Annotated in this window: 14 protein-coding genes and 1 pseudogene; 4 read left to right on the top strand and 11 right to left on the bottom strand. The window is 58.5% G+C overall.

Going from position 1 to position 12,698, the window contains the following annotated elements; genetic code table 11:
- Positions 1-264 precede the first annotated feature (264 nt).
- Positions 265-1,022 (top strand): IS5 family transposase gene (locus CGK74_RS19520; RefSeq protein ID WP_420823182.1). Its coding sequence is split into 2 segments (ribosomal slippage): positions 265-589 and positions 589-1,022, totalling 759 coding nucleotides; the frame shifts between segments, so codons are not numbered across the junction.
- Between the two features lie 25 nt (positions 1,023-1,047).
- On the opposite strand, the gene CGK74_RS18855 is transcribed toward CGK74_RS19520, so the two are convergent.
- The 8 genes and pseudogenes from CGK74_RS18855 to CGK74_RS16475 form a co-directional block, all read right to left on the bottom strand.
- Complete coding sequence (locus CGK74_RS18855) at positions 1,048-1,344, bottom strand: hypothetical protein (protein WP_133091926.1); 297 nt, start codon at positions 1,342-1,344, stop codon at positions 1,048-1,050.
- Between the two features lie 63 nt (positions 1,345-1,407).
- Positions 1,408-2,052 (bottom strand): tetratricopeptide repeat protein, encoded by a 645-nt coding sequence (locus CGK74_RS16500; RefSeq protein WP_094269510.1) that lies wholly within the window; start codon positions 2,050-2,052, stop codon positions 1,408-1,410.
- A gap of 495 nt (positions 2,053-2,547) precedes the next feature.
- Entirely contained in the window at positions 2,548-2,913 is a 366-nt protein-coding gene (locus CGK74_RS19515) for a Rap1a/Tai family immunity protein (protein WP_420823183.1), read from the bottom strand.
- A gap of 403 nt (positions 2,914-3,316) precedes the next feature.
- Positions 3,317-3,700, bottom strand: a pseudogene (locus CGK74_RS19510) (transposase); the annotation flags it as partial.
- 169 nt (positions 3,701-3,869) lie between these two features.
- Positions 3,870-4,376, bottom strand: coding sequence for a DUF6998 domain-containing protein (locus CGK74_RS16490; RefSeq protein WP_165770102.1), 507 nt, complete (start codon positions 4,374-4,376; stop codon positions 3,870-3,872).
- A 56-nt stretch (positions 4,377-4,432) separates the two neighbouring features.
- Complete coding sequence (locus tag CGK74_RS18850; RefSeq protein WP_133091924.1) at positions 4,433-4,831, bottom strand: metallophosphoesterase family protein; 399 nt, start codon at positions 4,829-4,831, stop codon at positions 4,433-4,435.
- 966 nt (positions 4,832-5,797) lie between these two features.
- Entirely contained in the window at positions 5,798-6,856 is a 1,059-nt protein-coding gene (locus tag CGK74_RS16480) for a TrbL/VirB6 family protein (RefSeq protein WP_094269509.1), read from the bottom strand.
- Between the two features lie 36 nt (positions 6,857-6,892).
- Entirely contained in the window at positions 6,893-9,859 is a 2,967-nt protein-coding gene (locus tag CGK74_RS16475; RefSeq protein WP_094269508.1) for a Tn3 family transposase, read from the bottom strand.
- Between the two features lie 159 nt (positions 9,860-10,018).
- Here CGK74_RS16475 and CGK74_RS16470 point away from each other — a divergent pair, with 159 nt between their 5' ends.
- Genes CGK74_RS16470 through CGK74_RS16460 form a run of 3 tightly spaced genes read left to right on the top strand, consistent with a single transcriptional unit; the run spans position 10,019 to position 11,275 of the window.
- Positions 10,019-10,309 (top strand): nucleotidyltransferase family protein, encoded by a 291-nt coding sequence (locus CGK74_RS16470; RefSeq protein ID WP_044396754.1) that lies wholly within the window; start codon positions 10,019-10,021, stop codon positions 10,307-10,309.
- The gene (locus CGK74_RS16465) at positions 10,306-10,692 is read left to right on the top strand and encodes a HepT-like ribonuclease domain-containing protein (RefSeq protein WP_044396736.1); all 387 of its coding nucleotides are present in this window, start codon (positions 10,306-10,308) and stop codon (positions 10,690-10,692) included. Before CGK74_RS16470 ends, CGK74_RS16465 begins: the two co-directional genes overlap by 4 nt.
- Positions 10,693-10,717: 25 nt before the next feature.
- Positions 10,718-11,275 (top strand): recombinase family protein, encoded by a 558-nt coding sequence (locus CGK74_RS16460; protein WP_044396737.1) that lies wholly within the window; start codon positions 10,718-10,720, stop codon positions 11,273-11,275.
- Here the strand turns inward: CGK74_RS16460 and CGK74_RS19070 are convergent.
- From CGK74_RS19070 to CGK74_RS16445, 3 genes are all read right to left on the bottom strand, one after another.
- Positions 11,235-12,086, bottom strand: coding sequence for a hypothetical protein (locus tag CGK74_RS19070; protein ID WP_206186280.1), 852 nt, complete (start codon positions 12,084-12,086; stop codon positions 11,235-11,237). The two genes, CGK74_RS16460 and CGK74_RS19070, sit on opposite strands and share 41 nt — an antisense overlap.
- Positions 12,087-12,195: 109 nt before the next feature.
- Complete coding sequence (locus CGK74_RS16450) at positions 12,196-12,396, bottom strand: hypothetical protein (protein ID WP_094269507.1); 201 nt, start codon at positions 12,394-12,396, stop codon at positions 12,196-12,198.
- A 98-nt stretch (positions 12,397-12,494) separates the two neighbouring features.
- Positions 12,495-12,698: transposase (locus tag CGK74_RS16445; RefSeq protein ID WP_165770101.1), on the bottom strand; the 204-nt coding region annotated here is incomplete at its 5' end.

Here is a 12,698-nt window from a genome sequence, read left to right as displayed (position 1 = left end):
CGCATCGAACGGCCGGTTGCGGAAAGTCCTCCCTGCGTCCGCTTCTGGCCGGACTGAGACTTTCGGCCCCTCCTGCGCGGGAACGCTGCGAACCAACTGCGACCGTCTCGACCCGACCCGTTGCAGTCATTGGCGTCCGATGAAAGCTGTCATTTAACGTTCGCGCTAAGCGGGAGCCACCAGCCTGGAACTTGAGAGATGGGTTAGGGGCTGTTCACATTTGATGATTTGTGTTTACATCCTGATCTTTGGGCGGAGATCAGGATGCTTCGGATGGTACTGACAGATGAACAGTGGCAGACAATCGAAGGGCTTCTACCCGGCAAGCCCGGCGATAGAGGGCGTTCGGCCAAAGACAACCGACTGTTCGTTGAGGCGGTCATTTGGTTGGCACGCACAGGCAGTCCGTGGCGCGACCTTCCGCCCGAGTTCGGCAACTGGCATTCGACGTATGTGCGCTTTGCGCGCTGGCGCGATGCAGGCGTCTGGGATCGGGTCGCCCTCGCACTGGCCGGCGAGCGCGATCTGGCGCTGGTGTTCATCGACTCAACCATCGTTCGCGCCCACCAGCACGCCTCAGGCGCCCAAAAAAAGTAGGACCGCAGGCGTTGGGGCGCTCGCGTGGAGGCCTGACGACCAAACTGCACTTTGCCGTCGATGCCTTGGGCAAACCGCTGCGCATGATTCTGAGCGCAGGACAGGTCGCCGACATCGAGTGTGCGCACGATTTGATTGCCGATATGCCGTGCGCCAGCCTGGTTGCCGACAAAGGATACGATGCCAACGCCTTGGTCATGAGTATCGAAGCATCCGGTGCCCAAGCAGTCATCCCGCCTCGATCCAACGGCATTGCCCCCAGGCATTACGACCGCTGTGCGTACCGCGCGCGAAATCTGATCGAGCGCTTCTTCAACCGTATCAAGCATTACCGTCGGATCGCCACACGCTACGACAAGCTCGCATGCAGCTACATGGCATTCGTGCGGATCGTTTGTGCGGTGATCTCATATCGATATATGTGAACAGAACCTAGCACTTCTCAGATTTCTACCGTCCCAGATAGGAAAGGATCGTTTCAAGAAGAGCAACAATATGCTCACGAGCGCCGATAGCGGAAATCAGCAGAGCCAAAACGGCGATCCAGTTAGCCCGCCGTGCAACGCGACCAGTCTCAAGCGCGGAAGAAATAGTGGCACGCTTGCATGAAGCGATGAACTCTTGCTCCTTCTCTTGTCTATGTAGCCACTTCTTCACAACCTTCAACTCATAAGGGTCAAGATAATCGCCTCGATCCAAACGATGTCGTACTTCTTCGTATCCAAGATCGTCAAGATGGTCTGACATAACGGATCGTCGCTATCTCCTTGGCAGATGTTTTCCGAGACGAACCATATGTGACGTATTTTATTAATTCGATCTCGGCGCAGCCCAGCTGCACTCTAATAGTGTGCGGACGGGCATCCCGTCATTCGACCAGCACCGACCACGAGGCTTAAAACCCGCTGCCAACCGCTGGGCATCTGCAATATCTTCATTAGACATCTGTTGTTCTAACGAATCCATGAGGTTCCGTGCCAATTCATCTCCACTTGCCGCCGCGAGGCTTGCCCACTTATAGGCCAACACATAGTTTCGAGGTATGCCTTTCCCCGTCGCATAGCCAGCTGCTAGGAGTCCCTGGGCTCTTGGATGCCCCTGCTCGGCCGCTTTCTGGTACCAGCGAGCGGCCTCTGCATAGCTTTCTGGGACTCCGTTTCCATTACGATACATTTCTCCCAATATAACCAGTGCATCCGCATCTCCGCGCAGTGCAGCTTTCTTGAACCAGCGCATAGCCTCTACGTAATTCGTGGGTACCCCGCGCCCGTTGTAATACATCAACCCAAGGGATACTTGGGCGTTCCCATCCCCATGCTCTGCAGCCGCCCGAAGCTCCCGCAAGGCGGTCGCATAGTCTTTCCGGTCAAGCGCATTCATACCCTGTAGATAATCCGCGAAGCTAATTTGCGGCAATAGCACTAATGCGCATCCAAAAAGAAGCTTGCGTAGCATCGCTCCCCCTTTATCCTCAGCCGGGCTAATCAAAGCGTATCGCCCGGGATCGGCTGGGAGCCAGGGCCATCGCACTCGAGAGTCATCACGTATGAATTCCGAGCATTTTCATACGAATATTATTATCCCTGCCCGCCTACTTGCGCTTGAGCCGGAGGCTCGTCTTGGCGGTGTCGGTTTTGTCCGCACGAATCAGGTTCAGAGCGATTCTCTTGCACGGGGAGAGGTTCATGATGCCATTTGGCGAAGATCATACCGTCGCGCTCGAACGACCTCTATGCGGATTGGGTGAACACGGCAGCACCTGGCCTGATTGAGACCTTCACCTTTGATGCGACAAGGCCGACCGCCCCCGAGCGTCTCGACCCGACCCGATGCCGCTTTTGAGCTTTAAGGAAAGCAGTCGCTCAACGCCGAGCTAACCGGCAGGCGACACCACCTCAAAGCGTCAGCTATTGTTGCCTGTTCGGGCTGAGCGATGAATTAGACAGCTAGCTACCTGCATGGGAAACCTGTTCGTAACGCACGGCCAGTGAGAATAGCTGCGTGAAAATGAAGTATCTGCGGATTATCACGAAGATACTCTACTAAGACGCGCGCAATCTGCAAGGCTGATACTGATTCATTTATACAATATCCTTTACTCTCTTTTCTCTCCGTGGAAATTAGCGATACACCGTGAGAAAAACCTCTTATGTAACTTGTGCACGTTGCCGCCATCACAACGTCTTTCTCCGATAGTGTGCCGCCTCGGTCAACGGAGTTAATGTAATCTCCACACACAGCTAGCAATGCATTGCCGTTGGCTAGGTGAACGTCAGAATCGGTGGCAGCGTTACAAATTGGGAACGCAAAGAACATTGAAATAAATGCGATAGCTTTAATATTTTTAGGGCTTTGCATAAAGCTCCTGTTTTTCTGTGATGTCTAACAAATAGGGTTTATCCCTCGCGCCGCAAGCGCCGTTCAGCGCACGGGTACCTGCCGCGAGAGATAAGCCTTGTTGAACTGAACCGCTGCTCAAGCGGTGATGTTGGGGATTCTACGCGCGGGCCATCCACATTGGATAGCGTGGCGTTGCCCGACCATGTACAGGTGCTCGATGCTCGCCAGTTAATCGCTGCCACCGTCGCAATCGACCGCAATCGAGCCTGATCGAACGTCTGAAAGGCGGCGTCGGTCACGTTGACCACACGCGGACGTGCCACAGCCTGCCGATGCCGCCGGTGCACCGACACGGGTCGGGACCGAATCGCATGTACGTTCATGGCAGCCCATCCCGACAGCGCGGCGTAGGTGCGGCCGGATCGTAGCGCCGCGACGTAATGATCTCAACCGTACGCCAACGCCCGACCCTGCAGTGCGGGCAGCTCTTAGGATTCTCCCCACTGGCGCGGGCCATGAGGGCCTCGGCCGCCTCGATCATCGCTGGCTGCGGTGCCGGCGTCTGAAGCGCCGCACGCGCGGCGGTGAACCGGGCACGCTTGTGGCCGTAGGCGAGCAGCCCTTAGTGGCGCAGGCGCTTAAAGCCGCCCGGCAGGACTTGGCTCAGGAAGCGTGCGATGAACTCGTCGGCCGGCAGGCTGACCATGCGTATGCCGCCGGCTTCGTTGTTGCGCACCCGAAGGCGTACCTGGCCCGCATCGCGGGATACCCTCCCCGCCCGTATGGCCGCTATCCGGATCGGATGCTGACCGGCCGCACCTGGCAGGACTGAGACCTTCGCCAATGATGCGGCAAGGCCGACGGCCCCCGTCCGTCTCGACCCGACCCGTTGCCGCCGCTGGGTTTGAAGAAAGCTGCCGCCCGTCGCTGAACTAAGTTGCCCCCTCTGGAGCGGACTCGGAAGTACCGCTCGGCTGGCGCGCATTGTTACGCACAAGCTTCGGGATACGGTCCTCTTCCGGAACCTCCTTCATGATCTCCTTGAGTCGCTTCAGCGAGACTTGGTACTGGCCGTTGCTTGGCCGGGGCTTGCCTTCCAGTTCTTCCCAGACGAGGCTACCGGGGCCGTTATAGACTTCGTGGGACCTACCCTGCTTATTCAGTTGGAGAACCAGCAGGTGCTCTGGAGCGCTCCGAAGGGCAACGCGTTGGCCTTGCGTCGCTTTGATTTCGACCCTCTTCTCGCCTTTCACAGCATCCACACCCCGCGTAGAGGCTGGCAGCAGTTCCAAGCCATAGTCGTGTGCAGCCAGACATTCACCAAGACTCCCGACAAGATGACCATCTGGAGTGAAGTGTCTGCCGGGGAACATTGCTTCCAATTCACCAACGATATGATAAAGTTCTTCGATAAGCCTATAAACCTTTTCCGTATCCACTTAACCCCCTACGCCCCGATTACAATTTCTAACGACAATACTGCCGCTTAACATCGTTAACGATCAAACACCGCAATCTCCGGCCGCGCAAACAGCCGCAGCGGCAGCACCGATGTGCCAAGCCCCCGCGACACATACATCGGACACGCCACCGTCTCGTATTGCCCTGCTACGAATGGCCCACTGCCTGGCGGCAATGGGCCGAACGCCCAGCCGAATAACGTGATTTGGCCGCCGTGAGTGTGGCCTGACAAACACAAATCGAACGCTTTGTTGGGCAACCCTGCGCCAGCCGATTTCGCCGCAAAGAACCCGGGTGAATGCTGGACCAAGATCGTGAACTCCGCAGCAGTTGCATCCGGGTCCCGAATGGCGAGATCGAGGCGCGGCGTCCCCGCCGTTGCGTCATCAAGGCCGAACAGTCGAACTTGGCGGCCTTCAACCGGAAATTGCACCCCTGCATTCACCAGCAACGCGACGTTGTGGTCGCGATAGAGCTTGTGGGGGTCGTCTCAGAAAACGGAAAAAATCGTACGCTAAGCATGCGCGGAGGCTGGTATCCAGCGTTATAAGATCGGAATGGACACGCCGAGGTTTTTGGCCACGTCCTTGGGCAGAACTCCGCTGGGCAGCAGGGAGTTTCGATGCACTGAATTGACGCCTAAAAATCCGTCGTCATTTATGGCGTTATGATATTATCGGTCTGGATTGCTAGATCCTAGGCTCACGGAGGCAGTTATGATCGGCTCAATTAGTTCGTATTCCACAGCCCAGATAGGCAACGCGGCAGCATTCAAGGCGGCTTCGGCAACCGACCCGATTTCCGACGCTACGGAAAGTTCGGGCACATCGGGCACCCAAGGTGGCTCACAGACGATTTCCACACTGGCCCGACAACTGGCAGCGAGCGCCAGCCGTGCCGAAGAGCGGGATAAGACACTCACCCGTTCGGAATTGGCGGACAAGGCAAAAACCGCTTTGAGCCAGATACAGGGTGATGCTTACTTCGCCAACAAGGCCAAACACGACAGTGAAGTGCCTAAGACGAGCGACCCAGAATTATTGGCCAGAGCCAAGCAGGCGACGGAGTACGTTAATAGTGCGGCTAGAGGCGGAACCTCTGAGAAAAATCCATTTGCCGGTTTATCACGAGAGCAATTGGCGAACATCATTTATGACGATAGCGGGACTTATACAGTCAATGAACGAAGAGCGGCCTCCTATGAAGCCGATCGTCAAGAAGAAGAATGGCGTGTAAAGGTCACAACCCAAGCCATGGCCGAATACAACAGCACGGGAAAACTGACCAATTTCTTCAAATCCGTACTTGACCACTTCAAGGAACTGCCTGCCATCGAGCAGGCGCAATATCCCAAAGATTATGCCAGCGACCTACAGTCCAAGATCGATCTGGACTTTAACTACCGCACCCACCAGGCAGAAGGTAGAGGCAAAGACCCCATGAGCTTGATCGAGATGCTATTCGAGCAAAGCCCGCAACAAGCCAATGAACTCCACCAAAAATCAGAAAACACTACTAACTCACCAACCGTAAGGAGTAATCCATGAAATTGTTGCCGAAACTGCTCGCCGCCACCGCGTAGCTTGTCGAAGCCGGCTTTTGCCAAGTTGTAGGAACCTCGTCCCAATGCGGCGCCGGCCTTCCCGGCGCCTTTGGCTACGCTGCTCGCTGTACGTGCTGCGCCTGCCATTTGGCTAACGCCCATCACTGCCATTGAGAGGCCGCCGGCTAGTGCTGCTGCCGCGCCTGCTGCACCTTTAACGAGGGCGTACAGAATGGCCGCGATGATTACCAACTCGAAGGCTACCAGGAGCAGGTTTTGATCCCCGTCACCCACGACGACCTTGGTAAGTTGGGCATCGTAGATGGTAACGCCCAGAGTCAGCACGGCCGCCGTCAAAACCACGATCAGGATGTGATTGAGAACGTAGCCCATCCACGAATCAAAGAATCGCGCCGTTACCGGGAACATCAAGGACATGATGAACACCGGGCCGATGGCAAACAATACCTTGAGCATCATGGTTGACATGATGATCGCAATACCGCCGACCACGACCACCAGGGTTAAGCCGATGGCGATCAGTACCGCGCAGATATACCAGCCGATAGCGGTAGGTAGCTCTGTCCAGCCCGACGCCTTCGCTTGCTCCAGGCATTGCGCGATGATGTCCATGCCCTTGCCTAGCGAGCTATCCAGCGTGGCATAGATTGATCCACCGCCGCCGCTGCTGACCGCTGCCGCCAAGGACTCTTCCAAGCCCGTGAGCGTCCCGACGACCCAATCCATGTAGGTGCCCGCATTCAGGGCAAGCGCCCCGATGATGGCGATTTTCACAGACTTGATGAGGAAGTCCGGGCCGGGCTGTTGAATCTTGCCGGCCATGATGAGATAGCCATACAGCACGAACGTCAGGGCGGCGCCGGATATTGCCCAGGGGCTAATCGTGGCGATCATGTCGGGGGCGCCTCAGAAAACGGAAAAAATCGTACGCTAAGCCGGTTGCAACGGCCGTAGTGGCCTAAACTTGCCTGCGCCGATTTTGGCGCTGCTGCGCCAGAGGTAATCACCGGTCAGGTTGATGTGCTCCCAACCCAGCGGCGACAGATACTGCAACAGGCCGTCATCGACGGTATGGCCGTTGCCGCGCAAGGCGTTCGCCGCCCGTTCCAGATAGACCGTGTTCCACAGCACGATGGCGGCTGTCACCAGGTTGAGGCCGGAAGCGCGGTAGCGCTGCTGCTCGAAACTGCGGTCTCGGATTTCACCCAGGCGGTTGAAGAACACAGCGCGAGCCAGCGCGTTGCGCGCCTCGCCCTTGTTCAGCCCGGCATGCACACGGCGGCGCAGCTCGATACTTTGTAGCCAGTCCAGGATGAACAACGTGCGCTCGATGCGGCCCAGCTCGCGCAACGCCACGGCCAAGCCATTCTGGCGCGGGTAGCTGCCGAGCTTCCTGAGCATGAGGGAGGCCGTCACCGTGCCCTGCTTGATCGAGGTGGCCAGCCGCAGGATTTCATCCCAATGGGCGCGGACGTGCTTGATGTTGAGCGTGCCGCCGATCATCGGTTTCAGCGCGTCATAGGCGGCGTCGCCCTTCGGGATGTAGAGCTTGGTGTCGCCCAGGTCGCGGATGCGCGGTGCGAAGCGGAAACCCAGCAGGTGCATTAACGCGAAGACGTGATCGGTGAAGCCCGCCGTGTCGGTGTAGTGCTCCTCGATCCGCAGGTCGGATTCGTGGTACAGCAACCCGTCGAGCACGTAGGTCGAATCGCGCACGCCGACGTTCACGACCTTGGTGTGGAATGGCGCGTACTGGTCGGAGATGTGGGTGTAGAACGTCCGCCCTGGGCTGCTGCCGTATTTCGGGTTGATGTGGCCGGTGCTTTCGGCCTTGCTGCCGGTGCGGAAGTTCTGGCCGTCCGACGATGAGGTGGTGCCGTCACCCCAATGCTCGGCGAAGGGGTGGCGGAACTGCGCGTTGACCAGCTCGGCCAGTGCCGTCGAGTAGGTTTCGTCGCGGACATGCCAGGCTTGCAGCCAAGCGAGCTTGGCGTAGGTCGTACCGGGGCAGGACTCCGCCATCTTGGTCAGGCCTAGGTTGATCGCGTCGGCGAGGATCGTGGTCAGCAGCAGGTTCTTGTCCTTGGCCAGGTCGCCCGATTTCAGGTGCGCGAAGTGCCGGGTGAAGCCGGTCCATTCGTCCACCTCCAGCAGCAATTCGGTAATCTTGACGTGCGGCAGGATCATCGCGGTCTGGTCGATCAGGGCCTGGGCGGTATCGGGCACTGCCGCATCGAGCGGCGTGATCTTCAGGCCCGACTCCGTGATGATGGCGTCCGGCAGCTCGTTGGCCGTCGCCATGCGGTTGACGGTGGCGAGTTGCGTTTCCAGCAGCGTCAGCCGGTCATGCAAGTACTGGTCGCAGTCGGTGGCCACGGCCAGCGGCAATTCACTGGCCTGCTTGAGGCTGGCGAATTTTGCGGGCGGCACCAGGTAGTCCTCGAAATCCTTGAACTGGCGTGATCCCTGCACCCAGATGTCGCCGGAGCGCAGCGCGTTCTTCAGTTCTGACAGCGCGCACAGCTCGTAGTAGCGCCGGTCTATACCGGTGTCGTTCATGACCAGCTTCTGCCAACGCGGCTTGATGAAATCGGTTGGCGCATCGGCTGGCACCTTCCGGGCGTTGTCGCTGTTCATGCCGCGCAGCACCTCGATGGCGTCGAGCACGTCCTTGGCGGCGGGCGCGGCCCGCAGCTTGAGCACGTCGAGGAATTCCGGCGCGTAGCGGCGCAGCGTGGCGTAGCTCTCGCCGATGCGGTGCAGGAAATCGAAATCCTCGGGTTGCGCGAGCTTCTGGGCTTCGGTGACGCTCTCGGCGAAGGCGTCCCAGGACATGACGGCCTCGATGGCGGCGAACGGATCGCGGCCAGCTTGCTTGGCCTCGATCAGCGCCTGACCGATGCGGCCAAACAATCGCACCTTCGCGTTGATCGCCTTGCCGGACGCCTGGAACTGCTGCTGATGCTTGTTCTTGGCGGCGTTGAACAGTTTGCCCAGGATGCGGTCGTGCAGGTCAATGATTTCGTCGGTGACGGTGGCCATGCCCTCGATGGCAAGCGCCACCAGGGTCGCGTAGCGCCGCTGCGGCTCGAACTTGGCCAGATCGGCGGGCGTCATCTGGCCACCCTCGCGGGCGATTTTGAGCAGGCGGTTCTGGTGCACCGACCGCTCGATGCCGGAAGGCAGGTCGAGCGCCTGCCACGCCTTGAGGCGCTCGATGTGTTCCAGCATGTGCCGCGAATTGGGCTTGACGGGCGACTGGCGCAGCCAGGCCAGCCAGGTCGTCTTGCCGTTGTCCCGACGCTTGAGCAGATCGTCGAGGCGGCGGCAATGCGCGTCCGACAGTGGTTCGGCCAAGGCGTCGTAGATGCGCCGGTTGGCACGGGTGATCGCCTCGGCACAGGCGCGCTCGACAACATCCAGCGTCGGCAAAATGATGTGTCGGTAGCGCAGCGAGTCGAGGATAGCGCTGACCAGCACGACACCCTTGTCGGTCTGTAAGGCCAACTCGGTCGTGGCATGGACGGCCTGCCGGTAATGCGCCAGGCCGAACGGCTCCATGCCCAGGTATGCCCGCAGTTCGAGCAGGTGTTCGCGCCGGGTTTCCTCCCGCTCTGCATACTGCGGCCAACACGCCGGATCGAGCCGCAATTGCCGCCCGATCCATTGCAGCAGGGGCGTCGGCACCTCAGCGCCGGGCAGCAGGCCCTGCCCGGGGAGGCGCAGCAAGCACAACTGCACCGCGACGCCCAGGCGGTTGGCGTCGCCGCGCCGCTGACGGATCAGCGACAGGTCGGGTTCGCTGAAGGTGTAGTGCCGGATGAGTTCGTCTTGGGTATCGGGCAGAGCTAAGAGGCTGTCGCGCTCGGCGGCGGAGAGGATCGAACGACGGGGCATGCGGTTTCCTTCTTCTTGAAAACGCTCGTTTGTGATCAGCCAGCCAAGGCAACCAGCGCGGCACGGGAAATCAAGGCGTTTCAATTCTCAAAAATAGTTCTTGAAACTCTATTCTTATCGGCATATCATTTCAACGAGTTTCGATAAGAAAGGATGCCCATGCGACCGTCCGTTGTGCTCGACATAAAGCGAAGCGCGGTGCGCGAAGCGGTGGGCCGTTTCCGAACAGCGAACCTGCGCGTCTTCGGTTCTGTGCTGCATGGCACCGACCGGGATGGCAGCGACATCGACCTGCTGGTTGACGCGCTGCCCGGTGCCACGTTGTTGGACTTGGGCGATTTGGAAGAAGAACTGAAATCGCTGCTCGGCGTTGACGTCGATTTACTGACGCCAGGCGACCTGCCGCCGAAGTTCCGGGCCAAGGTGCTCGCGGAAGCACGGCCGGTATGAACGAGAACCGCCTGCCCGATTACCTCGACCACATCCAGCAAGCCGCAACCGATGCGCGCAGCTTCGTGGAAGGGATGGTCAAGGACGACTTCCTGGCGGACAAGCGCACCCAGCAGGCCGTCATCATGAGCCTGATCGTTATCGGCGAGGCCGCCACGAAGGTGATGGACGGCCACGCCGAGTTCACCCAGGCACACGCCGAAGTGCCGTGGCGCAGCATGCGCAACATGCGTAATCGCATGGCCCACGGTTATTTCGACATCAACCTCGATGTGGTGTGGGAGACGGTTCAGGAATGGCTGCCGGCGTTGCTCAAGCAACTGCTCGTCGTGCGCCAGAATGCCGGCAATGAAGCGCGCAACGGCGACGGGATGGAGCCGTGACCCGCGATAAGACGGAGAGCAACCCGTGTTGATCGGCTATGCCCGCGTCTCGACGCAGGACCAAAACCTCGACCTTCAAACCGAAGCTTTGACCAAGGTGGGCTGTAAAAAGATTTACAACGACAAGATCAGTGGCAGTCGAGCCGAGCGTCCAGGACTCACCAAGGCACTGGAAATGCTGCGCGAGGGTGACACACTCGTGGTTTGGAAATTGGATCGCCTGGGACGCAGCGTCAAGAATCTGGTCGATTTGGTTGGCGAACTGCATCAGCAAGGTATCCAGTTCAAGAGCCTGACCGATGCCATCGATACTGGCACGCCCTCTGGGCGCTTCTTTTTCCACGTCATGGCCAGCTTGGCCGAAATGGAGCGGGAGCTGACAGTCGAGCGCACCCGCGCAGGGCTGGAAGTTGCCCGACAACTCGGCAGAAAAGGCGGGCGCCGACGGCAAATGACCGAAAGCAAGATCGAGTCGGCGAAGAAACTATTGGCCAACGGCGTCCCGCCGCGTGACGTGGCCACGAATCTTGGTGTTTCCGTTCCTACCCTGTACCGCTGGATTCCTGCCTCAGGGCGTGTTTAGTCGCGAAAGAATCGGGGGCATCATTCTTGTGGCGAAGTTCGTCGGTTTGCTGCGGGCTTTGCTCGAATAGAGTTTCGATCAGACTCAGGGGGGCTTTGTCTTTACCCTCTGCTCGGTGCGTCCGGTAGTTAAAATCCAGGTCGATTTTTGATTGCAGGTCAGCAGCATAGCCTTTCGGATATTGGGCCTGCTCAATGGCTGGCAAGCTCTTGTAATGTTCAAGAACTTCACTAAAGAAGTTGGTTAACTTTCCTGTTCTGTTATATTCGTCCATGGCTTGCTGAGCCACTTTTACGCGCCATGCTTCTTCTTGGTCGTAAGACTCACGCCAAGCAGCATGGCGTTCATTCACCGTATATATCCCGCTCTCGTCGTAGATGATGTTGGACAATTGTTCTTGCGATAGGCCGGCAAATGGGTTCTTGATCGAGTGGCCGCCTTGTGCGGCGTCATTGACGAATGCTGTCGCCTGCTTGGCTCTGGCCAATAACTCCGGATCGTCGGTTTTCGGAACCTCGCTGTCGTGCCGCGTTTTGTTGGCATAGTAGGCATTGCCGACCACCTGATTCAGGATGCTTTTAGCCTTGTCGGCCAACTCTGAACGGGTGAGAGTCTTGTCTCGTTCTTCGGCGCGGCTGGCGCTTGCTGCCAGTTGTCGGGCCAGCGTGGAAATCGTCTCTGTGCCGCCTTGCGTACCTGACGCGCCCTGATTTTCTGAAGCTTCAGAAACCCGCTCGGTCGCCGAAGCCGCTTTGAAAGCCGTAGCGCCGCCTGCCTGGGTTGTGGAATACAAACCAATCGAGCCGATCATGGCTCCCCCCTTTTGTGAGCTTGGAACCTGCACGCCCAAGCCAGTCTTAGCACATTACCATAAATAACGAAGTGCTTTCACAATCCCTCTCTGGTAGCAGCAATTCTCATTATGGCGATTGCTTGTCCTGAGCATAGGGCGTGAAAGGCTGGTCGAGCGCCTGGATCATGAAGGCGAGCATCGCGTCCCAGCTCTCGAAGCGCAGGTAGCACGAGAGCGTGCGCAGATCGTTGAAGAAGCGTTGGCGTGCAGACAGGCGCTCACGCAGCAATCGGTACTGACCATCGCACCACTGCAGCACGGTGTGCATGAGGTAAGCCAGGATGATCAGGGTGGCCAGTAGGCTGGCCAGATGCTTCTTGCCGTGGCCGTAGTGGCTCTATGCCGTTTCCAGTGGAAATTGACTTCTCAACAAATATGACGGTAGCGCCCGTAGTCGCGGGCGACGGCCGGCGCCAGGGGGTTCTGCGGTAGATGCTTAAGCTTGGACATGCGCAGGTAGGCCATGGCGATGAAGTTCTCGATGTTGCGGAAGCCTCGGGCGGCGGTCTTCGTCTGTTGGAGCAGGCCGTTCATCGCTTCGACGTAGGCGTTGCTGCGTCCGTCGAGCAT

It is taken from the genome of Thauera propionica (assembly GCF_002245655.1).
In the GTDB taxonomy this organism is placed as follows: Bacteria; Pseudomonadota; Gammaproteobacteria; order Burkholderiales; family Rhodocyclaceae; genus Thauera; species Thauera propionica.
The sequence above is the reverse complement of the archived record's forward strand: the minus strand, read 5'-3'. Positions and strand labels throughout refer to the sequence as shown.

Excerpts from the sequence above, each read along its gene's own strand:
- CGK74_RS18855 (WP_133091926.1), bottom strand. The coding sequence starts at position 1,344 with ATGTCAGACCATCTTGACGATCTTGGATACGAAGAAGTACGACATCGT.
- CGK74_RS16500 (WP_094269510.1), bottom strand. The coding sequence starts at position 2,052 with ATGCTACGCAAGCTTCTTTTTGGATGCGCATTAGTGCTATTGCCGCAA.
- CGK74_RS19515 (WP_420823183.1), bottom strand. The coding sequence starts at position 2,913 with ATGTTCTTTGCGTTCCCAATTTGTAACGCTGCCACCGATTCTGACGTT.
- CGK74_RS16480 (WP_094269509.1), bottom strand. The coding sequence starts at position 6,856 with ATGATCGCCACGATTAGCCCCTGGGCAATATCCGGCGCCGCCCTGACG.
- CGK74_RS16475 (WP_094269508.1), bottom strand. The coding sequence starts at position 9,859 with ATGCCCCGTCGTTCGATCCTCTCCGCCGCCGAGCGCGACAGCCTCTTA.
- CGK74_RS16470 (WP_044396754.1), top strand. The coding sequence starts at position 10,019 with ATGCGACCGTCCGTTGTGCTCGACATAAAGCGAAGCGCGGTGCGCGAA.
- CGK74_RS16465 (WP_044396736.1), top strand. The coding sequence starts at position 10,306 with ATGAACGAGAACCGCCTGCCCGATTACCTCGACCACATCCAGCAAGCC.
- CGK74_RS19070 (WP_206186280.1), bottom strand. The coding sequence starts at position 12,086 with ATGATCGGCTCGATTGGTTTGTATTCCACAACCCAGGCAGGCGGCGCT.
- CGK74_RS16450 (WP_094269507.1), bottom strand. The coding sequence starts at position 12,396 with ATGCACACCGTGCTGCAGTGGTGCGATGGTCAGTACCGATTGCTGCGT.